This window comes from Selenomonas sp. CM52, from assembly GCF_000292955.1.
Lineage (GTDB): Bacteria > Bacillota > Negativicutes > Selenomonadales > Selenomonadaceae > Selenomonas.
In genome coordinates this window covers 48,716-71,945 of sequence record NZ_ALNM01000010.1, presented here as the reverse complement: position 1 = coordinate 71,945, position 23,230 = coordinate 48,716, and the positions used below count along the sequence as shown (strand labels likewise).

At 56.8% G+C, this 23,230-nt stretch carries 24 protein-coding genes and 1 riboswitch; all 24 genes read right to left on the bottom strand.

Going from position 1 to position 23,230, the window contains the following annotated elements; all coding sequences use genetic code 11:
* Window positions 1-16: 16 nt before the first annotated feature.
* The 24 genes from HMPREF1153_RS01855 to pknB all read right to left on the bottom strand — a co-directional run bounded on the left by HMPREF1153_RS01855 (window position 17) and on the right by pknB (window position 23,229).
* The gene (locus tag HMPREF1153_RS01855) at window positions 17-1,666 is read right to left on the bottom strand and encodes a putative manganese-dependent inorganic diphosphatase (RefSeq protein ID WP_013740791.1); all 1,650 of its coding nucleotides are present in this window, start codon (window positions 1,664-1,666) and stop codon (window positions 17-19) included.
* A gap of 95 nt (window positions 1,667-1,761) precedes the next feature.
* A complete protein-coding gene (locus HMPREF1153_RS01850; protein WP_009645218.1) occupies window positions 1,762-2,397 on the bottom strand; it encodes a SagB/ThcOx family dehydrogenase in 636 nt (211 codons plus the stop codon).
* Window positions 2,390-3,097: a bifunctional phosphoribosyl-AMP cyclohydrolase/phosphoribosyl-ATP diphosphatase HisIE gene (gene hisIE, locus HMPREF1153_RS01845; RefSeq protein WP_006192378.1), complete on the bottom strand. Its 708-nt coding sequence runs from the start codon at window positions 3,095-3,097 to the stop codon at window positions 2,390-2,392. Before hisIE ends, HMPREF1153_RS01850 begins: the two co-directional genes overlap by 8 nt.
* Window positions 3,094-3,852 (bottom strand): imidazole glycerol phosphate synthase subunit HisF, encoded by a 759-nt coding sequence (hisF, locus tag HMPREF1153_RS01840; RefSeq protein ID WP_009645206.1) that lies wholly within the window; start codon window positions 3,850-3,852, stop codon window positions 3,094-3,096. The genes hisIE and hisF overlap by 4 nt, the downstream gene beginning before the upstream one ends.
* Window position 3,853: 1 nt before the next feature.
* Window positions 3,854-4,585 carry a 1-(5-phosphoribosyl)-5-[(5-phosphoribosylamino)methylideneamino]imidazole-4-carboxamide isomerase gene (hisA, locus tag HMPREF1153_RS01835; protein ID WP_009645202.1) on the bottom strand — a complete coding sequence of 244 codons (732 nt, stop codon included), beginning with the start codon at window positions 4,583-4,585 and terminating at the stop codon, window positions 3,854-3,856.
* Window positions 4,586-4,596: 11 nt separating this feature from the next.
* Window positions 4,597-5,217: an imidazole glycerol phosphate synthase subunit HisH gene (hisH, locus tag HMPREF1153_RS01830; RefSeq protein ID WP_009645214.1), complete on the bottom strand. Its 621-nt coding sequence runs from the start codon at window positions 5,215-5,217 to the stop codon at window positions 4,597-4,599.
* A gap of 10 nt (window positions 5,218-5,227) precedes the next feature.
* A complete protein-coding gene (gene hisB / locus HMPREF1153_RS01825; RefSeq protein WP_009645180.1) occupies window positions 5,228-5,812 on the bottom strand; it encodes an imidazoleglycerol-phosphate dehydratase HisB in 585 nt (194 codons plus the stop codon).
* 1 nt (window position 5,813) lies between these two features.
* Window positions 5,814-7,163 carry a histidinol dehydrogenase gene (gene hisD, locus HMPREF1153_RS01820; RefSeq protein ID WP_009645209.1) on the bottom strand — a complete coding sequence of 450 codons (1,350 nt, stop codon included), beginning with the start codon at window positions 7,161-7,163 and terminating at the stop codon, window positions 5,814-5,816.
* Window positions 7,160-7,828, bottom strand: a complete 669-nt coding sequence (gene hisG, locus HMPREF1153_RS01815) for an ATP phosphoribosyltransferase (RefSeq protein ID WP_009645168.1) — start codon at window positions 7,826-7,828, stop codon at window positions 7,160-7,162. Before hisG ends, hisD begins: the two co-directional genes overlap by 4 nt.
* Before the next feature lie 90 nt (window positions 7,829-7,918).
* Window positions 7,919-8,443 (bottom strand): phosphohydrolase, encoded by a 525-nt coding sequence (locus HMPREF1153_RS01810; protein WP_009645169.1) that lies wholly within the window; start codon window positions 8,441-8,443, stop codon window positions 7,919-7,921.
* Window positions 8,440-9,624, bottom strand: a complete 1,185-nt coding sequence (gene hisZ / locus HMPREF1153_RS01805) for an ATP phosphoribosyltransferase regulatory subunit (RefSeq protein ID WP_037369469.1) — start codon at window positions 9,622-9,624, stop codon at window positions 8,440-8,442. The genes HMPREF1153_RS01810 and hisZ overlap by 4 nt, the downstream gene beginning before the upstream one ends.
* Window positions 9,611-9,949, bottom strand: a complete 339-nt coding sequence (locus HMPREF1153_RS01800) for a YerC/YecD family TrpR-related protein (RefSeq protein ID WP_009645185.1) — start codon at window positions 9,947-9,949, stop codon at window positions 9,611-9,613. Before HMPREF1153_RS01800 ends, hisZ begins: the two co-directional genes overlap by 14 nt.
* A gap of 219 nt (window positions 9,950-10,168) precedes the next feature.
* Complete coding sequence (locus HMPREF1153_RS01795; protein WP_037369466.1) at window positions 10,169-11,500, bottom strand: MATE family efflux transporter; 1,332 nt, start codon at window positions 11,498-11,500, stop codon at window positions 10,169-10,171.
* 139 nt (window positions 11,501-11,639) lie between these two features.
* Window positions 11,640-12,620 (bottom strand): ABC transporter ATP-binding protein, encoded by a 981-nt coding sequence (locus HMPREF1153_RS01790; protein ID WP_009645176.1) that lies wholly within the window; start codon window positions 12,618-12,620, stop codon window positions 11,640-11,642.
* Complete coding sequence (locus HMPREF1153_RS01785) at window positions 12,610-13,398, bottom strand: ABC transporter ATP-binding protein (RefSeq protein ID WP_009645188.1); 789 nt, start codon at window positions 13,396-13,398, stop codon at window positions 12,610-12,612. Before HMPREF1153_RS01785 ends, HMPREF1153_RS01790 begins: the two co-directional genes overlap by 11 nt.
* Before the next feature lie 18 nt (window positions 13,399-13,416).
* On the bottom strand, window positions 13,417-14,967 hold the full coding sequence (locus HMPREF1153_RS01780) for an ABC transporter substrate-binding protein (protein ID WP_037369483.1): 1,551 nt from the start codon (window positions 14,965-14,967) through the stop codon (window positions 13,417-13,419).
* 24 nt (window positions 14,968-14,991) lie between these two features.
* A complete protein-coding gene (gene nikC, locus HMPREF1153_RS01775) occupies window positions 14,992-15,804 on the bottom strand; it encodes a nickel transporter permease (protein ID WP_009645195.1) in 813 nt (270 codons plus the stop codon).
* On the bottom strand, window positions 15,804-16,745 hold the full coding sequence (gene nikB / locus HMPREF1153_RS01770) for a nickel ABC transporter permease (protein ID WP_009645227.1): 942 nt from the start codon (window positions 16,743-16,745) through the stop codon (window positions 15,804-15,806). The genes nikC and nikB overlap by 1 nt, the downstream gene beginning before the upstream one ends.
* 229 nt (window positions 16,746-16,974) lie before the next feature.
* Window positions 16,975-17,225: riboswitch (cobalamin riboswitch) on the bottom strand.
* 113 nt (window positions 17,226-17,338) lie between these two features.
* Window positions 17,339-18,340, bottom strand: a complete 1,002-nt coding sequence (locus tag HMPREF1153_RS01765; protein ID WP_009645226.1) for a lysylphosphatidylglycerol synthase transmembrane domain-containing protein — start codon at window positions 18,338-18,340, stop codon at window positions 17,339-17,341.
* A gap of 39 nt (window positions 18,341-18,379) precedes the next feature.
* Entirely contained in the window at window positions 18,380-19,198 is an 819-nt protein-coding gene (gene folE2 / locus HMPREF1153_RS01760) for a GTP cyclohydrolase FolE2 (RefSeq protein ID WP_369791793.1), read from the bottom strand.
* Window positions 19,199-19,208: 10 nt separating this feature from the next.
* A complete protein-coding gene (gene queC / locus HMPREF1153_RS01755; RefSeq protein ID WP_009645201.1) occupies window positions 19,209-19,883 on the bottom strand; it encodes a 7-cyano-7-deazaguanine synthase QueC in 675 nt (224 codons plus the stop codon).
* 17 nt (window positions 19,884-19,900) lie between these two features.
* Window positions 19,901-20,545: a ribulose-phosphate 3-epimerase gene (rpe, locus tag HMPREF1153_RS01750; RefSeq protein WP_009645174.1), complete on the bottom strand. Its 645-nt coding sequence runs from the start codon at window positions 20,543-20,545 to the stop codon at window positions 19,901-19,903.
* On the bottom strand, window positions 20,542-21,426 hold the full coding sequence (rsgA, locus tag HMPREF1153_RS01745; RefSeq protein ID WP_009645198.1) for a ribosome small subunit-dependent GTPase A: 885 nt from the start codon (window positions 21,424-21,426) through the stop codon (window positions 20,542-20,544). Before rsgA ends, rpe begins: the two co-directional genes overlap by 4 nt.
* Window positions 21,427-21,447: 21 nt before the next feature.
* Window positions 21,448-23,229 (bottom strand): Stk1 family PASTA domain-containing Ser/Thr kinase, encoded by a 1,782-nt coding sequence (gene pknB, locus HMPREF1153_RS01740; protein ID WP_009645166.1) that lies wholly within the window; start codon window positions 23,227-23,229, stop codon window positions 21,448-21,450.
* Window position 23,230 lies beyond the last annotated feature (1 nt).

Genomic DNA, 23,230 nt, shown 5'->3' with positions numbered 1-23,230 from the left:
CTGCCTTTTACAGCTCTCACTGCTTCTTGATCAATTTGACGGCTTCCGAAAGGGGCGGGATGATCTGCTTCTTGCGCGACATGACGCCGGGCAGATAGATATGCGTGCCGCTGGCATCCTTGTGGAACGCCTCGCCGATCAACGTCTTGGGCGATCCCGTGTAGAGCAGATACGTCCCTTCAGCGATGATGTCCGTGACCATGACGAGGCTCATGTCGTAGCCTTCCTTCTTGCAGACGTCCGCCATGCTCTTAACAATTTCCGCCTCGATATCCATGACTTCCTTCGTGTCCATGACGGAAATCTGGCTGACGATGATGCGGTAATCGCCAATCTGGAATTCCTTCATATCGTTCTTGGTGATTTCCAAGGGCGACATGTTGCCGATGCCCGAACCCGCCTTGAGCATTGCCATGCCATATTCCATGATATCGACGCCGGCAATCTCCGCCAGACGTTCCGCCGTCTTCTTGTCGTATGGCGTGCAAGTCGGCGACTTGAAGAGCACCGTATCGGAAAGAATCGCCGAGAGGAGCAGGCCTGCGATCGACGGCGGGATGTCGACATCCCTGTGCCAGTGCATGTTCGCCACGATCGTCGCCGTGCAGCCCACAGGCTCTTGACGCGTGAAGATCGGCTCGCTCGTCTGGATGCCGCCGAGACGGTGGTGATCGATGATCTCAAGAATCTTCGCTTCCTCGATGCCCTCGACTGCCTGTCCGCGCTCATTGTGGTCAACCAAGATGACGCGCTCGCGCTCCGGTACCATGAGCATGTCCTTGCTCACGAGCCCGACGAGCTTGCCATTTTCCACGACGGGATAATTGCGGTAGCTGTATTGCTCCATCGTTCCCTTGATGTCGCTCAGGAGGTCGAGCGGCTTGAAGGCGACAATCTCGTCCTGCATGATGCGCTTGACAGGCACGCACTGGTTGATGAGCCGCGCACAAGTGTAGGTGTCATAGGGCGTGTTGATGATGAGCATGTGGCGCTCCTCGGCTTCCTCGATGACGCTCGGCGACACCCTGCCGTTGCCCGTGACGATCATGCAGTCGATTCCCTGCTTCAGGCAGTCAATCAAAGTCTCGTCCCTGCGGTCACCGATGAGGACGACGTCGTGCTCCTTGACGACATCCTGAATCATGCTGATGCTACCCGCGGCGATGCGCACATTGCCGCGAATCTTGCCGCCCTCATCGCCGTTGACGATGACCTCACCGTCAATGACGCGGATCACATCGCGGAAGGAGACGCCCGCGTCGGCGAGATTCTGCATGCTGAGTTCCTTGAAATAGCGCTGCGCGAGGTCGCTGACGGTCACGATGCCGATGAGCCGCTCGTCCTTATCGACGACGGGAACCGACTTCAGATCGTTTTCACGCATGATTTCGCCGAGATGACGCAGGCTGTCCGTTTCTTTGACGACAGTCTTGCAGTCGAGCGTGATGTCCTTCACGCGCGGATAGAGATCGGTGATGAGAAGAGGCTGTTCCACATGGAAGTGGTTCAGAGCAAATTTCGTCTCCTCGTTGACCTTTCCCGCGCGCGCCGGCACAACATTCTCGCCCATCGCCTGCTTCAGATGCGCATAGCCGATTGCGGAGCAGATGGAATCCGTATCCGGATTGCGATGCCCTATCGTATAGATCGGTTTCGTATTTTTCATCGAAAAGAAGCCTCCCGTTTTCAGATGATATATGATGGTTTCCATTATATCCTACGATACATACGAAAAGCAAGCCCGCATCGGCAAGATAGAAATCATATCTTGCCGATGCAGGCTGCATGTACGATCTTTTTCTCCTCACCGTCGAGCAGGAGCGAGCGATGCAGCGCCGCCTCATCGAATCGGCCGACGGCGCACGCGCCCAAGCCCAGTGCCTGAGCCGTCAGATAGAGATTCTGCCCGATATGACCGGCATCGAGATAGATGTACTCGTAGACCTTGCGCCCGTACGTGCGAATGCCGCGCACGACGTCTGCGACCCAGAAGAAGATTGCCGCGCTTTGACGCACCATTGCCTGCTGCTCGAAGGCGGCAAGCATTTCCTCCGGAGCATCTTCAGAAAGAGTCAAACGCTTCAGTGCATGTTCCACAGGCATAAATTGATAAAAGTCTGTGGGCACATTTTCTACATTCTGCAGATACAACAGGGTTGTCAACGGATGGAGCGCCGCTGCCGATGGGACATTGCGCAGCGTGCGTCCTCCTTCTGCGACCATCTTGACGCCCTGCGTGCACCATAAGAGATAAGAAAGCTCCTGCAAGGACAGAACCTCCGCCGTGTACTGCCTGCGGCTTGCGCGAAGTTCAATAAGCTCCAGGAAGTTGATTTCCCGGTCGGGCAGGAGGTCAGGCTCGGGCAGCTGCAGGACATCGCCCTTTCCCTCACACATCGGGACGCACGCCGTCCTTTCCTGTGAATTGGTGGTAGCTGCCTCCGCTCCTGCGGTTCATAAGCTCGACGAAGAGTTCATCGGGCACGATGTTGTGGAACGCGAGAAGCACGAGGCAGTGATACCAGAGATCGCCCATCTCGTAAAGGATGTCGCTCTTTTCCATATTCTTTGAGGCGATGATGGTCTCTGCCGCTTCTTCGCCTACCTTTTTCAAGATCTTGTCCTGTCCCTTGTCGAAGAGATAATTCGTGTAGGAACCTTCAACGGGATGAACGCGCCGCTCCTGGATGACGTGATAAACGGCATTGAGCACTTCTGCGAGCGAAGTCTGCGGCTCGTCGCCGATGACGGCGACGCCCTTCTCGTCCTTGCCCAGCCTGCGTCCGCTGAAGCACGAGTATGTGCCCGTATGGCACGCGACGCCCGCCTGATGCACGCGCACGAGAAGCGTGTCTCCGTCGCAGTCGTAGGAGATTTCCTTGACCTGCTGCACGTTGCCCGAAGTCTCCCCTTTGCGCCAGAGCTTCTTGCGCGAGCGGCTGTAGAACCATGTGAAGCCTGTTTCCAAAGTTTTCTTCAGCGATTCCTCATTCATGTAGGCGAGCATGAGAACCTCGCCGTTTTCCTCCTGCACGATGGCGGGGACAAGACCTTTTTCGTCAAAATGTATCATGGAAATATCAATCGAAGTATTCATAATCTGACCTCCACTCCACGATTCTTCAGATAATCCTTAACTTCCCTTATGGTAAATTCGCCATAGTGGAAAACCGAAGCGGCAAGGACGGCGTCTGCCTTCCCTTCCGTCAGCACATCATAAAAATGAGAAAGCTTCCCCGCACCGCCCGAGGCGATGACGGGCACGGGGACGCTTTCAGAAACAGCGCGCGTCAACGCGATGTCGTAGCCATCTTTCGTGCCGTCAGCGTCCATGCTCGTCAATAGGATTTCCCCTGCGCCCAAAGCGACGCCCTTCTTCGCCCAGGCAAGGCAGTCCATGCCTGTCGGCGTCCTGCCGCCATTGATGTAGACCTCCCACTCGTTTTCCCCGCTCTTTCGCGCGTCGATGGCGAGGACGATGCACTGCCTGCCAAACCGCGCCGCGCCGAGGCGCAGAACCTCGGGATCTTTCACGGCGGCCGTGTTGAAGGACACCTTGTCCGCACCCGACTTCAACAGCCTGCGGATATCCTCGGGCGTGCGTATGCCGCCGCCGACGGTGAACGGGATGAACATCTCGGAGGCGCAGGCCTTGGCCACTTGGACGATGGTCGATCGCTCCTCGTGCGACGCCGTAATGTCGAGGAACACCAGCTCGTCCGCCCCTTCTTTGTCATAGCGTGCCGCCAGTTCGACGGGATCGCCCGCATCGCGCAGACCGACGAAGTTCGTACCTTTGACAACGCGCCCGTTTCTGACATCGAGGCAGGGAATGATGCGCTTCGTATACATTTTACCCCTCCTGGCCGGCGATTTCAATGGCTTCCTGCAAGTCAAGCGCCCCCGTATAGATGGATTTGCCGACGATCACGCCGCAGACGCCATCGGCTTCCAACCGCTTCAGACGGCGGATGTCATCGAGAGAATTTACGCCGCCTGAAGCGATGACCGCCGCGCCGCTCTCCTTGGCGAGAGCGACCGTCGCCTCCGCGTTCACGCCCGTCAATGTTCCGTCACGAGAAATGTCGGTGTAGATGATGGTGCGAACGCCTGCATTGACCATGCGCTTTGCCAACTCGCCCGCTTCCACTTCGCCGGAAACGCCCCAGCCATCGACGGCGACGATGCCGTCCTTGGCGTCGATACCCACGATGATGCGCTCCTCGTACTTTTGGCAGGCCTCTTCCACAAGCGCGGGATCCTGCACCGCCACGGAGCCGAGGATCACGCGACTCACACCGAGAGCCAGCACCTCTTCAATATTTTCGAGCGAACGGATGCCGCCGCCAAGTTCAACAGAGATGTCTACACTCCCCAGGATGCGCTCTACCGCAGCGAGATTCATCGGCTTCTTCGCCAGAGCGCCGTCCAAGTCGACAAGATGCAGGAAGCGTGCGCCGGCGCTCTGCCACTTCATTGCCATTTCCTCAGGATGATCAGAAAAAACCGTCTCCCGGGCAAAGTCCCCCTTGAACAAGCGCACGCATTTTCCATTTCTTATATCAATCGCTGGAATGATGAGCATTCTCCCGCCCCCTAAGCATTCACAAAATTCTTCAGGATCGCGCTGCCGACCGCTCCCGATTTCTCGGGATGGAACTGGACGGCCTGAACATTGTCCTTCGCTACCGCCGCCGTCAGGCATTCGCCGTACATCGCCTGCGCCGTGATGATCTGAGGCTCTTCGGGCACAGCATGATAGCTGTGAACGAAGTAGACGTAAGAACCTGCACGAATACCGCGGAAAAGGCCAATGCCCGGCTGCCCCTCATGGCGTTCCGCAAAATCCAAGGAGTTCCATCCCATGTGCGGAATCTTCAGCTCGGGCGCCTCGATGCGGCGCACCCTGCCGGAAAAGATGCCGAGTCCTGCAACGTTTGGCGATTCGTCGCTGCCTTCGAAAAGGATCTGCAGGCCGACGCAGATGCCAAGAAGCGGCTTTCCCGCTTCTATCTCATGCCGTATCACAGGAATCAACCCCGTCGCTTCCAGACGCTTCATGCAGTCGCCGAATGCGCCCACGCCCGGCAGGACGAGCTTCTCCGCCGCCGCAATTCGTTCTGCATCGTGCGTGACCTCCACTTCTGCACCACTATGGAGGAGCGCTTTTTCCACGCTGAAGAGGTTTCCTACGCCGTAATCAATGACCGCAATCATGCAAATCCTCCTATAAAACACCCTTGCTCGACGGCACGCCTTTGACGCGCGGATCCTTGGCGACGGCAAGGCGCAGCGCATGAGCGAGCGCCTTGAAGATCGCTTCGATCTTATGATGCGTATTCCTGCCATAGAACACCTTAGCATGAAGCGTGATGCCGGCATTGAAGGCAAAGGCACGCAAAAACTCCTCCGTCAGCTCCGTATCGTAGCTGCCGACGACGGGCGTCATCTCGCCCCCATCGTAGACGAGGTATGCCCTGCCGCTGATGTCGAGCGTCACGAAGGCGAGAGCTTCATCCATAGGCAAGTAGAACGACCCATAGCGCGCAATGCCCGCCTTGTCGCCCAGAGCCTCGCGAAATGCCTGTCCCAAGGCGATGCCGATGTCCTCGACGGAATGATGTCCGTCCACCTCGGTATCGCCATGACAAAGGATTTCCAGGTCAAAAAGTCCATGCACGGCAAAAAGGGTCATCATGTGGTCGAAGAAACCGATTCCCGTATTGATGGAGCACTTGCCTGTGCCGTCAAGGCCGATGCGAAGCGCGATTTCCGTTTCGTTTGTCTTTCTCTTGACCTCGGCTTGGCGCATGTCAGTCCTTCCTCTCCTTGCTGCGCAGACGCACGGCATTGGCGTGGGCGTGCAGCCCCTCCGCTTCCGCCAGACGTATGATGTCCGCCTCCACATCATGCAGGGCGTCCTTCGTATAGGAAATGATGCTCGTGCGCTTCATGAAGGTCTCGACGTTGAGCACGGAATAGAATCTCGCCGTGCCGCCCGTCGGCAATACATGATTGGGACCCGCGACGTAATCGCCCAAGGGTTCCGGCGAATATGCGCCGAGGAAAACCGCTCCCGCATGGCGCACATAGGGCAGAAGCTCGAACGGCTGCTTCGTCAGAAGTTCCATGTGCTCGGGCGCGGAAATGTTCGCGTATTCCAACGCTTCCATGATGTCATCGGCGATGACGATGAGACCGTTGTTCTCGATGGACGCTCTGGCGATATTTTCCCTCGGCAGCCCTTTCAGCTGTTCCTCCAGCAGAGCCTCGACCTCATGCGCGAGCTTTGCGCTCGTCGTGATGAGGATGCTTGACGCCAGAGTGTCATGCTCCGCCTGACTCAGCATATCGGCTGCCGTATAGGCGGAATCTGCCGTCTCGTCGGCGACGATGAGGATCTCGCTCGGGCCGGCCAGCATGTCGATGTCACAATGGCCGTAAACAGCTTTCTTCGCGAGCGTGACGAAGATGTTGCCGGGGCCCGTGATCTTGTCGACGCGCGGAATCGTCGCAGTGCCGTAGGCCATGGCGGCGATCGCTTGTGCGCCGCCGATCTTGTAGACCTTGGACACGCCCGCAATCTTCGCCGCGAGAAGCACATAGGGATTGATCTTGCCGTTTTTCGGCGGCACCATCATGATGATCTCGCCGACGCCTGCGACGGCAGCCGGAACAGCGTTCATCAAGACGGAGGACGGATACGCCGCCGTGCCGCCCGGCACATAGATGCCCGCGCGGTCGAGCGGAATCAGCGACTGTCCGAGAATCGAGCCTTTTTCACGGTACGTCAGCCATGAATTTGCTTTTTGTTCTTCGTGGTAGCTGCGCACATTGTGCGCGGCTCTTTGTAGCGATGCGACGATTGCCGGGTCTGCATTTTTTTCCGCTTCGGCAAACTCCTCTTCCGATACTTGAAAATCTTCGGGAGAAAAATCCGTGCCGTCGATGAGTTTCGTGTACTTGACAACAGCTTCATCGCCATGACGGCGCACGTCCTCGACGATGCGCACGGCGACTTCCGCCGCCGTGAGATCGACGCCGAAGATCTTTCGGTTCGCCTCGCGAATCTTTGGATTGAGCTGCACCTCATCGAAGGGCGGCTTCACCAAGAGCTTCCGTATTTTATCTTTACCGAGCTCTTTCGCCGATACAATCTTCATGATTTTGCTTCCCCGCTTTCCAACGCATTGCGCAAATCTTCGACCAAGCGGTAGATCCGCTCAAACTTCAGCTTGTAGCTCACGCGATTGACGATGAGCCGCGCCGTCGCATCCATGATGTGCGCGATTTCCTCAAGATTGTTCTCCTTGAGCGTCGTGCCCGTTTCCACGATGTCCACGATGCTCTCGGAAAGCCCGACCAAGGGGCCAAGCTCGATGGATCCATTGAGCTTGATGTATTCCATCTGCATGCCTTTTTTTGTAAAAAACTGCTCCGCTATATGAGGAAACTTCGTGGCGACTCGCGTATGCGCATAGTCGGCGAGCTTTGCTCTCCTCTGCGCTTTATCGACCGCCATCATCAGATGGCACTTGCCGAAGCCGAGGTCGAGGACTTCATAAACGTCCTTTTCCGCTTCCGCGAGGACGTCCTTGCCTATGACGCCGATGTCCGCCGCACCGTATTCGACATACGTCGGCACGTCCGCCGTCTTCGCGACGATGAAGCGAATCTTCTTTTCCTCGTTGGAAATGATGAGCTTGCGCGATTTCTCTTCCAGTCCCTCCGCCGTATAGCCGACGCGGGAAAAAAGCTCTTTGGACAGCCCGAAAAGCTTGCCCTTCGGAAAAGCAATCGTCAAGTAGTCCTTTCCGTTTATATCCATCAATTACACCTCGAATCACTAAGGAAGCGCTGATAAAACGAGGTCGCCCGGACGTGTGAAGATGGGCGGCTGAATTTATCAGTGCTTTCACTAATTCAGACTGTCCGCCTGCCGCAGCAACTGCAGTTCCATCGAATCTTCGGCTGTGGGCGAAGCATGGTGCAGACGCACGACGGACGCCTCCCTGCTGCATCCCAAGAGACGCAATTTCTCACTGCCGATTTCGGCATGATGATAATAGACGTAAAGCGCATGATGCCAAAAACCGAAGATGCCATCGCGCGAGACAGTCGCATGACGGCGCGAAAAATGCGGCAGAAAGCGGTTCAAGAGAACGACGGCGACCTTTCCCCAAAGGCCGAGGTCGCCTTTCACGCGCCCCACATCGTGCAGGAGAGCGATGCGCACGAGAAAAATTTCGTCCACGCCGTTTTTTTTGTGTGCCAATTCCAATGCCGTATACGCCGTATGAAGCGCATGACGCTGATCGATGACGTCCATCGCATAGAACAGCGCACGCTCCCCTTCGGTAAGAAACCGGCGCACAAAAGCATGATCGCTTTCATTCAGATGCGCTGTGAGGGCATGGAGGAATTGCAGAACCCTCTGTTTCATGAAATGTAGATGAGCTCTTTATAGCCCTTGGATTTCCTGTACTCATCGGCCTTCTGCTCTGCCTGCGCCTGAAACGCCGTTTCGCATGTCTTCCCCTGCTCACGCAGTTTCCTTGCCTCTCGCAGCGCCTCGGGCAGTTTGTCGTGTGCATAGGCGATGTAGCAGTCTTTGGACGGCAGGATTCGCTTTTGACTCTGACGCTCCTTTGCGAGAAGCAGGCGCTCGATGCCCAGCGCGAAACCTGTGGCGGGGCAAGGATTGCCGAAGCCCGCAAGCAGTTGGTCGTAGCGCCCGCCGCCGCATATAGGATAGCCTAACCCTGGGGCGTACGCCTCGAACACCATCCCCGTATAATAATTCAAGTCGCGAATCACGCCGAGATCGAAAGAGACGTATTCGGCGACGCCATATTCCTGCAACAGACGATAGATTTCCGACAGATTGTCGAGCGCCCTTCGCCCCTGCTCGTTCAATACAATGCTGTAGGCTTCGTGCAGGACGTCCTTCTTTCCATGCAGCGTGGGAATTCGTTTCATGCCCTCCTTTGCCGCAGCCGGAAGATCCGTTTCCTCCACGATTGCGGCAAGCTCTACGAGATCGTGCCGCTCCAAGGCAAGTGTGACGCGCTCCTGCTGCGTCTCGGTGAAGTGCATCTGGCGCATCATGCCGCTGATGAAATCGACCTGCCCGAGGCAGACTTGAAAATCCTGCAGCCCTGCCGCGCGGATGCCCTCGATGGCCAAGGCGATGACCTCGGCATCAGCCGCGACGGCGCTCGTGCCAATGAGCTCGACGCCGCCCTGATTGAATTCGCACTGCCGCCCCGCCTGCGCCTGCTCCGAGCGGAAAACGTTGCTGATATAGGCAAGTTTCAGCGGCAGAGGCTCCTCCCTCATGCGGCTCGCGACAAGACGTGCGATGGGCGTCGTCATCTCGTGGCGCAGCGCCAGTGTCCTGTTGTCCTGATCGAACAGCTTGAACATCTGCGGTTCCAGGCAGCGCCCGTTTCCCATCGTCAAGGTGTCAAGGTACTCGATGGCAGGCGTCGCGATCTCATCGTATCCCCAGAGACGGAAAAGCTCCATGAGTGCTGCTTCCACATGGCGCTTTTCCTGCGCTTCCTGCGGCATGAGATCCCGCGTTCCATAGGGAATCCCAAAAATCCATTCATTTTCGGACATCTTCATCCACCTCTTGCCCATTTTTTTCTTCCTTTTTCTGCCGCATTCTCTCCAGCACAAGTTCGTAGCCGTCAGCGCCGTAATTCAAGCAGCGCTTGACGCGGCTGATCGTCGCCGTACTGGCTCCCGTGCGCTCCACAATCGCATCGTATGTATTTCCCCGCCGCAGCATGGACGCCACTTCGAGTCTCTGCGCCATCGCCTTGAGTTCAGCGACCGTGCAGATGTCCTCGAAAAAAGCATAGCTTTCCTCTGTATTGCGCAGGAGCAAGACTGCCGCCATAAGCTGATCGCTCAACTCGCTGCGCAGCTTTTCGTTGATCATGTCCATCCCATCCTTTTATCGAAGCAATGAGCTCTTTAGTTCTTTACTTTGCGAAAATACTATTTTATTATAGCATTGATTCTTATATGCTGCAAGTAATTCCTCCAAACGTATAAAAAATTCGAGAGGCGGTGAAAATCGCCTCTCGAATTTTTGTCTGTAATACGGGATGGAATATCCATTCGTTGAATATTCGTATACTATCCTTTCTCAAACGCTTCATCCGCTTCCCATCAGCTCTGCGACACGCACGCGCCGCACGAGGAAGCCCGATGCCGCTGCGCGTAAGCACTGGTCAAAGGCGAGCGCAATCCATGCGCCCAAAATGCCAAGGCCGAGCACGTAGAGCAGAAACGCCGTGAAGAGCGGGCGCAAAAAGGTCACGCTGACGAAGTAACACATCGCCACCTGCCCCGTTTTGCCGCTGCCGCGCAGGACTCCGGCAAAAATCAGCGCCAAGGCCTCAGGGAAGCTCACTGCCGCCACGAAGAGCATGATGGGCGTTCCCATGGTGATGACCGCAGGATCGCGGTCGTAGAAACCGATGATGGAAGTTGAGAAAACTGCCGTCAACACTGCGGCGAGCAGAGAGAATGCCAGCCCCCACCGGACGCCTGCACGCAGGTAGGCGCGCCAGCCATGTGCGCGGCGTGCGCCGCAGGACTGGCCGGCAAGCACCATGCTCGCCTTGCCCATGCCTTGAGCAAAGCCATAGTAAAGGTCGCAGAAATTCATGCAGATGCTGTGCACGGCGAAGGGAATCGTGCCAAGTTCCACTGCCATGCGCGAATAGAGCACCATGCCGACGCGCTCGCAGCCCATCTCACCGAAAATCCCGGCAAAGAGACTGCCGAATTCCCGCAAAAAGGGCAGATTGGGAAAAACCTTCTGCATTCCACGAAAAATGCCCAAGCGGAAAAGCGCGATAAGCGTCGCAAGGAAAGCAAAGAACGAGCCTAAGAGCGTGGCAATCGCCGCGCCTTCGACCCCAAGCGCTGGAAACGGCCCGAGGCCGAAAATCAGGAATGCATTGCCTATGACATTGATGACATTGCTCGTCACATTGACAGCAAGCACGAGTGCCGTATTGCCGAAGCCGATGAGCACTGCCTGCAGAAGTGTCGCCATGGACAGAAAGAAGACTGCCGCAACGGCAATCGCTGCATAGCTGTGTGCAAGAGTGAAATACTCCTCTTTTGCTCCCATGAGGAGAAGCACATCGTCTACGAAGAGAAAGGCTGCAAGGTGCATGACAGCAAGAACCGGCATCGTGATGAACACCGAATGCAGAAGAGCCTCCCCCGCTTCTTGCCGTCTTCCCGCCCCGACATGACGTGCCACCAAGAGCACGACCACGGAGGCAAAGGAACGCGCAACGGTCAGAAGCACCATACGCGGCTGCTCGAAGACGCCGATTGCCGCAATGGACAACGTGCCCAAGGCGCCGACCATGACGAGATCCGCCATGCCCAAGAGATTCATGAATACGCCTTCCATGGCGGCAGGCATAGCGATTGCGAGATACTTGCGATCGTGAGAGGTCAATGTCATAAATCGTCCCAAGCCCCTTTGTTTCCAGCTCGTCACATAATTACCGTTGCCAATTATACAACAAAGCCTTCCTTGCAACAAGACGATAATAAAAATCTTTTTCTTTTTAAGAATATCATCGTCAACTGCACGATTCGTTTCAGGCGCCCTTTGTCTCTTCTTGATCTTTTGCAAAAAGGTGACATGCTACGATATGTCCCTCGGAAAGTTCCATGCGAGCAGGCTTCTTTTCCTTGCAGACCGGCATGCACTTGTCACAGCGATTCTGAAAAGGACAGCCCTTGGGCACATCGAGCGGACTTGGAATCTCGCCGCGAAGAAGCTGAACGTCCGCCTTGCCCTTGGGCTGCAGCGGAAAGACCGACTTCATCAAGGCCTGCGTATAGGGATGCTTCGCCTTGGGCAGATCCTTTGCGCGCAGGATTTCGACGACATTGCCTAGATACATGACGACGACGCGGTGCGTGAGCAGCGCGACGAGCGCCAGGTCATGGCAGATGAAGAGGATGGAGATGCCCTTCTCCTTCTGCAGTTTTGCCAGAAGTTCGACGACCTTTTCCTGTACGGAGACGTCGAGCGCACTCGTCGCCTCATCGCAGACGAGGATTTCCGGCTCAAGCGCCAATGCGCGTGCGATGCCGACGCGCTGCCTCTGCCCGCCGCTCATATTGCCGGGATAACGCTCGGCAAATTCTGCGGGAAGTTCGACGAGGTTCAATAGCTCCTTCGCCTTTTCCGCTGCACTCGTCTTCAAAAGTCCGAAGTTGCGCAAAGGTTCGGCAAGGATGTCCTTGATCTTCATCTTGGGATTGAACGCCGTACCGGGGTCTTGAAAGACCATCTGGATGTTGCGGCGATTCTGCCGCGCTTCTTCTCCCGTAAGAGATGTGATTTCCTTATTCTGAAAGAAAATCTTGCCCTCCGTCGGCTTATGAAGCTGCATGAGCGTCTTGACCAGCGTACTCTTGCCGCAGCCGCTCTCGCCCACGATGCCGAGAGTTTCCCCCTTGCACAGGGAGAAACTCACATCATCGCAGGCCGTGAGCGCACGGCCGTCAGCTGTAGGGAAACGCTTCGTGATATGCTCGATGCGCAGGACTTCTTCGTTTTTAACTGGCATACGACATACCCCCGATCTGCGGCACGGAATGCAGGAGTTCCTTCGTGTAGTTCGCCTGCGGGTTTTCGATGATCGCCTCAGACGTTCCCTCTTCCACGACGTGCCCGTTCTGCATGACCATGATCTTGTCCGACATATAGGTGGCAACGCCGAGATTGTGCGTGACGAGGATGATGGCCGTGCCGTCCTCACGGCAGATTTTCATCAATTCCTTGACCACCTGCGCCTGCGTCGTAACATCGAGCGCCGAAGTCGGCTCATCTGCCAAGAGGAGCTGCGGCCGAAAGAACATTGCCATGGCGACGCCGACACGCTGACGCATGCCGCCTGAAAGCTCAAAGGGAAAGCTGTCCATGATGGTATCGGGGTTCGGAAGCTGCATCTTGTCCAGCATTTCCTTCGCCTCTTTTTCCGCCTTCTGTGGGTCCATCGAGCTGTGCTCAAGGATGTACTCGACAAACTGGCTGCCGATCGTGCGGATGGGATTCATCATGCTGCCGCTGTCTTGGAAAATCATCGAGATGTTGCGCCCACTGATGTCACGCCACATCTTCGGCGTATTTTTCAGCATGTTCACGCCGGAAAAGATGATCTCGCCTTCATTCGCGCGCCCCTCGTGGGGGAGGCAGCCCAAGACTGCGCGTATGACGCTGGTCTTGCCGCTGCCGCTCTCGCCCACGAGTGACAATACTTCGCCGGAATCGAGGGAAAAACTTATGCCATGCACCATCTCGGTGCCGGCATATTGGATATGGAGGTTCTTGACCTCAAGAAGCATATCGTTCTTCCTTTCTCCTTACTTTGCCGGGCGGATCTTGTTCGTCACCCAATAGTAGTCGGACGGATACATCGTCGCACCCGTGATCTTCGTCGAGCTGATGATGTTCGTCTCAGGATAGCCGAGGAAGAGTCCCGCGCCATCGTTCATGATGATCTGCTGGATGTCGATCATGAGCTGGCGGCGCTTCGCCTTGTCGAACTCCGTGGAAAGCTCGGCGAACTTCGCGTCGAGCGCAGGATTGCTGTAGCCCGAGCCGTTCTGCGGGTTGTCGCCATCCTTGTTCGTGCGCCAGTACCAGTTGAGGAAGATCTCGGGATCGCCCGTGTTCGCCGTCGTGATGTTAGAAATCAGCAGGTCGTACTCACCGTTGATGCCCATCTTGTCGATGAGGTTGTAGTCAACGCTCTTGATCTTGACGTCGATGCCGACCTTCTTGGCGTCCGCCTGCACGGCCTCAGCATAGATGGGCAGCTCGGCGCGGCTGTTGTAAATGACGAAATCGACGCTCAGCGGCTTGCCGTCCTTGTCACGGATGCCGTCGCCGTCCGTGTCCTTCCAACCAGCTTCGTCGAGCAGCTTCTTGGCGCGCTCCACATCGTAGTGGTTCGGGTCGGTGAGCTGATCGAAGCCGTAGTCCATGGAAGGAGGAATCGGTGCCTTGCCCTCGATGAACGTGCCCTTCAGGATGATCTCGTTGTAAGACTTGCGGTCACACATGCTGATGAAGGCTGCACGAACCTTCGGATCGCCCAATACGCCCTTCTGGTTGATGCGTGCAAGCACCACGCGCAGCGAGGCGATGCGGTCGACGTGGAATTTCGATGTGTCGCTGAAAAGACCGATGTCGCCCGCGCCGATGTTCACAGCCATATCGACTTCGCCCGACTGGAGAGCCATAGCTCGCGTGTTCGGATCGTCAATCGAGGGAATCTCGACCTTCTCATACGGCACTTCGCCGTCCCAGTAGTGCGGATTCTTCTTCATGACCGCCTTTTCCTTGGTGAAGGATTCGCAGACATAAGGACCCGTGCAGATCGGACCCTGCTTCGCAAAGTCGCGCTCACCTTCCGCCGTCGTATCAACGATGAGGAAGAGCGGGTCAGCGAGGAAGCCCGGCATGTTCGGCTCAGGCTTCTCCGTCGTGATGATGAGGTTCTGCCCTTCCGCTTTCATTTCCTTGTACTTGAAGAACGTTTCCGCGCGCTTGTTCTTCGCGAAAGCGCGCTCGATGGACGCCTTGACCGCTTCCGCCGTCAGATCCTTGCCGTTCGAGAATTTCACGCCGTCGCGAATCTTGAACGTCCACGTCAGGTGGTCGTCGCTGATCTTCCAGCTCTCCGCCAGCCACGGCTGCACGTTCATCTTCTCGTCGAACTTTGCCAAGGCCTCGCCCATGCCGTAGCGCATGACGACCCAGCCAAAATAGTTCTCCGTCGGCTCCAGGCTGTCGGCGAAATTCGTCACGCCAACCTTAAGCGTCGAGTTATCCGCCTTGTCTGAACCGCAGCCCGCAAAGATTGCGGCGGAGAATACCAAGGTGAATACAAGGAAAAGCCATCGTTTCATTTTGTTCACAAAAATACCCCTTTCTTAATTTGCCTTTTTGGGATCCATGACATCGCGCAGACTGTCGCCCCAAAGATTGAAGACGGCGACGACGACGAGGATGGCGACGCCCGGATAGACCATGAGCCAAGGCGCTGTCTGGATGAACTGCCGCCCCTCGTTGAGCATGAGTCCCCACTCGGGCGTCGGCGGCTGTGCGCCGAAGCCGAGAAACGACAGGCCGGCAATCTCCATCATCATGGCGCCGATGTCCGTCGCTGCCGTCAAGATGATCGTCGGCAGAAGATTCGGCGCGATGTGACGCCAAATGATCATCGAAGTGCGCGTGCCGTTCGTGACGGCGGCAGAGAGGAAGTCCTGCTGCGCCAGCTTGAGCGTCAGGCTGCGCGCCAGTCGCGCGTACCTCGTCCAACCGACGGCGGAAAGCGCCAGAATCGTGTTCGCGATGCTGCCGCCGAGCATGCCGGCGATGGCGATAGCAAGCACGATTCCCGGGAAAGCCAGCACCATGTCCGTGAAGCGCATGAGCAAGGTGTCGACCTTGCCGCCCGTAAAGCCGGCGATGATGCCGATGAGCGTGCCGACGACGGACATGATGAAGACGATGCCGAGCGCCATGGCGATGGAAATCCTCATGCCGTAGAGGATGCGCGTGAAGGAATCCCTGCCGAGCTTGTCCGTGCCGAAGAGATGCTCCGACGACGGCGGCAGAAGCGACGTCTGCATCGAGGACGTGTACGGGTCGTAAGGCGCCAGATACGGCGCGACGACCGCTGCCAAAATGAGCAGAACGACCAAGACTGAATAAAGATAGAAAAGTTTTCTGTCCTTCGCCATCAGCGTCCCCCCCTCTTCAAGCGCGGATCAAGCTTCGCGTAAGAAATATCGACGAGGAGGTTGATAAGCATGTAGAGTATGGCAATCCACAGCACGAACCCCTGCACCAGCGGATAGTCGCGCATCTCGATCGCATGAACGGCCATCTTGCCGAGTCCCGGCCACGAGAATACCATCTCGATGACGGCGACGCCTCCCAAGAGCCAGCCGATGGCAAGCCCCAGGAGCGTCACGAGCGGCAGGCAGGCGTTCGGCAGCACATGACGCCAAAGGATGCGCTGCATGGAAAGACCACGCGCCTTCGCGCCGATGACGTAGTCCTGTCCAAGCTCTTCGAGGACAGCCGTGCGCACCTGCCGCGTATACTTCGCCGACATGACGACGGCGAGCGTGAACGCAGGAAGCACGATGCCTCGCGCCGTGATGTCACCGCCCGCAATCGGGAAGAGATGCAGCTTCAATCCGAAGATATAGAGCAGCACGAGTCCGATCCAAAAGCCCGGCATTGAGACGCCGAAGAAGGACAGCACGCGGATCACATAGTCAATCCAGCGGTTGCGGTAAAGAGCTGCGACGATGCCCAATGGCAGGGAGATCAAGACCGTCATAGCAGTCGCAGCTACGGCGAGCGCCAGCGTGCCCGGCAGGCACTGCATGAGCTTGTCGAACACGGGGATCTTCGCCGAATATGAGCGTCCCATGTCGCCTTGCAGCACGCCGCCCAGCCATCTCCCATACTGCACGAGAAACGGCTGATCGAGTCCCAGCTCCTTGCGCGTCGCATCGATCGTTTCCTGTGACACGACGGAATCGCCGACCTCCAAGAGCGTTTCCGCAGGATCGCCCGGCGAGAGATACGTCAGGCTGAATGTCAGGAAGCTCACGCCAAAGAGCGTGATGAGCATCTGACACAGGCGGCGTATCAATTCTTTTCCTTTCAATGCAATACCTCATCTCCTTAAAAATCATATAAAAAAGACATTTGCGACCGAATCCTCAGAATCGGTCTCTATAAGGAAACGCCCATCTATCCGGCATTTCCATAAAAAAACGCATGTCCGTCAACCAAGACAAGACATGCGGATTTTTCCTGCAAGCGCAAAACACCAAGGACATATTCCCCCGTCGGAACACACCTTGGCATCCATCTCCCCATCTCTCGTAAGTCAAGCAATGAATCTTATCATAAGCAGGCTTTCTGGCTCTCGGATCATCGTTTGTTTCCGTCTTCCCGGGTTTTCCCCAGTGACATGTCAGGAAGTGCCGATGCATTCAGCACTTTCATCAGAAACAGTGATTTCAGCGTTTCCCATGGAAACAAATTCCCCGATTACAGCTGCGGGACAGCATGGGTCTTTCACCCATTTTCCTCTCATCGCTCGCCGATATACATCGGCGACACTTATGACGTCTGTATGAATTTTTGAGAAAACAATTACTATCGGTAATTATATAGCAAAGTTCCTATCATGGCAAGCGCACGAAAAAATTTTCTTTAAGAAACATTATTTCTCCCTGCGATATACCTGCACGCTCAGCCATCCTCCTGCTGCTCCATCTGTCGATGCATAAAATCTCTGCCAAACACCTTGAGGGTGTAGTAAAGGCCGATGAAGAACGGGATGTACTCGGCGATGAGCCGCCAGCAAACGGCGAGGATGCCGACGGTGCCTGCCGGTACGGAATCGGCAAAGAGCAAGACGAAGCCGCCCTCCGCGATGCCAGAGCCGCCGGGCGTCGGCGTGAAGTAGAGCAGCATGTTGAGGAAAATCATGCGCCCCATGACCGTGTACCAATCGGCATCTGTCACACCGAGTCCCAAAAGAAGACACGGAACGATGGCATAGATGAACATGAGACTGAAGCCTGATTCAAAAAAGATGCGAAGCATGCTCTTGGGCGAGGAAGCGAGGAGATGCACGCCCATCTTAAGATCACGATAGAAAGAGAGCAGCTTTTTGCTGCGCTTCGTGCTCAGTCGCTTCGTCAGGCGCAGGACGATGTAGTCGAACGCATTCGCGCGAAAGGCAAGCACGATGAGTGCGATGACGACGAAGGCGATGACAGAGATGAGCATCAGCGTATGATTGTCCACGCCAGGCAAGATGCCTGCGTCGTGCAGGAAAATGAACGGCATGCAGCATATAAGGAAGAGGATGGACACGAGGGTTCGCACGATGACGAGCACCGTCGCCTTGCCCGCCGGTACGCCTGCATGACGCAGGAACATGAGCTGCGCCACAGCGCCGCCCGTTGCCCCCGGCGTCAGGAGCGCGAGAAAGTAGTTGCCGAAGACCACCTGCACCGCCTGTCCCAGCGTGATGTGCTCGCCCGAGATCTTCACGAGGTGCATGAGGCGCGTGCCGTCAAGCGTCAGACCAAGGCTCACGCATAGGAGCGCAAGGGCGATGGACCACGGCTGGAACGCCGTGAGATTTTTCAACGTATGAATGTCGACCGTCGAATAGATGACGGCGCCCGAGATGAAGAAAACGAGCAGCAGCGGTACGATGAAACGCTTGCAGAACACCTTCATTTGACACCTCCTCAGAGCGGCCTGACGCAGTTTCTCAGATCATTGCTCTTTGCCGGCTGTCCGCGCCTCGCAATTCACATATTCTTCGTGACTCGCATAGGCGCTGTGATTGTGAATCGACTCAAAATTCTCGCAGGAAAGCGAGAACCAAAAGAGTCCGGGCAAAGGACGCAGGGCGAGCACGAGGTCGCGCAGGATGTCCTCGACAAACTTTGGCTGCTCGTATGCTTTTTCCGTCACATACTTCTCATCTTCACGCTTCAGCAGCGGATAGATCGGGCACGACGCCTGCTCTTCCATGAGCGCGGCGAGATCCTCGATGAAGATGCACGGCGCGGGCGGCTTGAACTCGACGACTGCTTGCAGAAGACTCCTCTGATTGTGCGCACCGTAGCGCGAGATCGCCTTGCTGCACGGGCAGAGGGATGTCGCAGGCACGGTGACGCCAAGACGGAACGACATCGCCTCGCCCGCACGCTTTTCGCCCTCGAAGAAGCAATCAAGGTCGAGCACGGATTTCTTGCCGCTTGCCGGCGCTTCCTTCTCGATGAAATACTTGAAGGAAAGGCGCAGCTTCGCCGTTTCTGCTTCAAGACGATGAAGCGCGTCCTGCAGCATGGCTTCCATCTCTTCTTCCGCTACGGGCTTGTCGCACCACTGCTGCAAGATTTCCAAGAAGCGGCTCATGTGCGTGCCCTTGTACTCCTTGGGCAGGGAAACCGTAAAGAGGATGCGCGCTGTGACCTGCTGGAAATCGCCCGCCTTCGTCTTGATGCGAAACGGCAGATGGGCGTCCTTGATGCCGACATGCTGTATGTCGATGCCGCGCATATCCGCGCTTTTCTGTATGTCCTTCATCATCGTTTCTTCAGCGTCTTTCATACTCGATCGGGTCTTTTATGCCGGCAGCCGCGAAGCCCTGCAGACGCAGTTTGCAGCTGTCGCAGACGCCGCACGCCTTTTCACCGCCGTTGTAACAGCTGTGCGTAAGCTCCAACGGCACGGCAAGACGCGTCGCCAAGCGCACGATGTCGGCTTTGGACAGATTCTGCAGGGGCGTGACGATCTCGATGCGCTTTCCTTCGGAGGCCGCTTCCGTCGAGTAGTCCGCAACGGCCTGAAAATGCCGGATAAATTCGGGACGGCAGTCGGGATAGCCCGAATAGTCGACGCTGTTGACGCCGATGTAGACGGAGCACGCGCCGATGGTTTCGGCATAGCCGAGCGCATAGCTCAAGAAGATCAGATTCCGTGCGGGCACGTAGGTCACGGGAACAGACGTGCGCGAAACGTCGCCCTCAGGCACGGCGATGCCGTCGTCCGTCAGCGCCGAGCCGCCGATCGCTTCCATGTTCGTCTCGATGATCAGATAACGTTTCACTTTATAAAAAGCTGCAATCTTCTTAGCGCCTTCCAGCTCGATGTTGTGGCGCTGATGATAGTCGAAGCTGATGGGATAAAGTTCTTTCCCCTGCTCCTTTGCGACGGCCATGCAGGTCGTCGAATCAAGTCCGCCCGAAAGCAGCACTACCGCCTTTTCCATTCGCGTTTCCTCCTCCCTCAGCCTCGGATCGCCTGAATCGCTTTTTCTATATCGCTCGCACCATAGACGGCAGAGCCTGCGACGAGGATGTTCGCCCCCGCCTCTCTCACGAGCGGCGCCGTCTCGGCATTGATGCCGCCGTCGACCTCGATGTCGAGTTCGAAATCATTTTCTTCCACCGTATGACGCAGAAGCGCGATTTTTTCGAGCATCGACGGAATAAACTTCTGTCCGCCGAAACCCGGATTTACCGTCATGATGAGCGCCATGTCGATATCTGCCATAAGTTCTTCGAGCATGACGAGCGGCGTCGCAGGATTGAGCGCGATGCCCGCCCTGCAGCCGAGAGATTTGATCTCCTGTACAAGGCGATGGGCATGACGCACCGCCTCGATATGAAAGGTAATGACGTCCGCACCAGCCTCGGCGAAGGAGGAGATCTGCGCTTCCGGGCGCTCGACCATCAGATGCACATCAAAAACCGCCGCAGAGCATTTGCGAAGCGACTTCACGACGGGAGCGCCCAACGTGATGTTCGGCACAAAAGCGCCGTCCATGACATCGATATGAACGTACTCCGCCCCGGCAGTTTCAATGCGCTGCACCTCATCGGCAAGATGCGCGAAATCCGCCGAGAGAATCGACGGCGCCACTTGAATCATCGATATACCTTCTTTCTCTGTACACTCTGCTGCAGCATTTCCAAATAGGAAGCGTAGCGCGAGTCTGCAATCTTTCCCGCCTGCACGGCTTCTTTGACGGCGCAGTCCGGCTCGTGGCTGTGCGTGCAGGGCTGAAATCGGCAAGCGCCGAAAAAGGGACGAAATTCGGGGAAAAGCCCTGGGAGCGCACAAGGCTCGATCTCGGCAAGTTCCGTAGCACTGAAGCCCGGCGTATCGACGAGGAATCCTCCGGCGAACGGCAGAAGCTGCGCCGTTCGTGTCGTATGCCTGCCGCGCTTGATCTTCTCGCTGACAGCGCCCGTAGAAAGGGCAATGCCCGGCGCGAGGCAGTTCAAGAGAGAGGATTTTCCCACACCCGATGAGCCGGCAAACACGCTCGTCTTTCCCTCGACAAGAGACTGCATGTCTGCCACGCCTTCCCCCGTAATGGTGGACAGCAGGCATACGGGATAGCCGATTTCGCGATAGAGTGCGGCGAGTGCAGGAATTTCCGCCCCATCACCATCCAGCAAATCCATCTTGTTGATGCAGAGGATGATGCGTTCGATCTTCGACCACTCGGCAAGCACGAGAAAACGGTCGATGAGCACGGGATTGATATCCGGCTCACGCGCGGCGAAGACGAGGACGACCTGATCGATATTGGCGACCAACGGGCGGCGCAAGAGGCTTCTTCGCTCACAGCGCCGCTCGATGACGCCCGCGCCGCCTTCCGTAAGTTCAAGCTCCACGTCATCGCCCGGCACGACGGCAATGCGCTCCTTTTTCAGGCGACCTCGCAGCTTCGCCTCTACAAGCCCCTCTCGTGTCGCCACGTAGAAGAAACTGTTTTGCGCTCTGAGCACTTTTCCCTGCAACAAACCGTCCTCCTCTCCCACTTGCTAGCGGTTCGACTTGCCGCCGCTTGCGTCCTTGCTCGGCGTCTTGTCGCCTGCATTGTCGTCCGACGTGCGCTCCTTCGTCTTCGAAGACTTCTTTTCCGTTTCGGCGGCAAGCACAAGGTCAACCGCCGTGCCTTCTTCCACCTCGCTGCCTGCCGCCGGGCTCTGACGCACGACCGTGCCTGCCGCCTGCGAACTCGCTTCCTTCGTGACGGAGCCTACATGAAGTCCGCGGTTCTTGATCGCTTCCTTGGCGCTTGATTCCGCACCGCCGACGACGCTCGGCACGGAAACCTTGCGCGGACGCTCGCCCTTGCTGATCACGAGGTCGACGACCTGCCCCTTGCTGATCTTCGATCCCGCACGTGGGTCTTGCCCGATGACGCTCCCCGCAGGCTGCGAGGAGAACTCTTCCGTCACGACGCCGAGTTTCAGGCCCGCTCCGGTCAGCTTGCTCTCCGCCGCTGACTTCTGCATCCCCTTGAGTTCCGGCATACTGACCTCCTCGCCCCCCTTGCTCACGTAGATGGTCACGAGGCGCTCTTCCTTGACCTTCGAACCTCCCTCGGGATCTTGCTTGACGACCTGCCCTGCCGGTATATTGGAATCGTACATCTCCGCGATGTCCACGCGCAGTTTCTTGTCCTCCAACTTCTGCTTGGCGACGGCCAGCGTCTGTCCCGTCACATCGGGAACGACGACTTCCGCACCGCTCCAAAACTTCCCATAGGAAAGGAAGGCGCCTGCAAAGAAGCCAAAGAACAATACGAGGAACAGAATGAAAAGGAAGGCCTTGGAGCGGTACGCCTTCTTCGCTGCACCGCCATGCCCGACATCCGGAACATGTACGGAAGGCCGCTCTTCCTGCCCATGTCTTGACAAAAGAGATGAATCGACCTCGGCCTCGCGCACGCGCGGCAATACCTGCGTCGCATAGGGATCAAGCAGCGACGATGCTGAGCCGCCAAGCATCGCCTCATCCTGCGCGATCTGCCGCACGACGGTCTCACTGTCGGGACGCCGACTCGGATCCTTTGCCATCAATTCCGCAACGAGAGCCTCGACAAAGGGCGGAATCGACGGGTCGATGGCGCAGACGGAAAGAGGTTCTTCCTGCAAGTGCTTCAAGGCGATGCCGACGGGCGTTTCGCCCGTGAAGGGCAGCTCGCCCGTGAGCATTTCATAGAGAACGACGCCGAGGGAATAGACATCTGACTTCGGCGTGATCGAAGCGCCCTTCGCTTGCTCCGGCGAAAAATAATGCACGGAGCCAACGATGTTGCCTGTATACGTCGACGTGACCGAGCTCACGGCGCGAGCGATGCCGAAATCGGCGACCTTGATGCGCCCGTCCTCCATCACGAGGATGTTGTGCGGCTTGATGTCACAGTGGACAAGACCGTTCTTGTGCGCATGATGCAGAGCCTCGGCAATCTGACGCGCAATGGCGAGCGCCGTGGCAACGGGCAGGCGTCCGCCCGCATCAAGCTCTTCGCGCAGGGTCTGCCCCGAAACGTATTCCATAACGATGTAGTGGGCGTTTCCCTCCTGCCCGACATCGTAGATATTGACGATGTTGGGATGCGACATCTTCGCGGCTCCCTGTGCTTCAGCTTGAAAGCGTGCTACAAACTCGGCGTCACTTGCGAATTGGGCGTGCAGCACCTTGACCGCGACCGTTCGATCGAGCAGTTTATCGTGCGCCTTATATACATCAGCCATGCCGCCGCTTCCAACAAGCTCCACAAGCTCATAGCGATTGCCTAAAATGCGTTGTTCCATG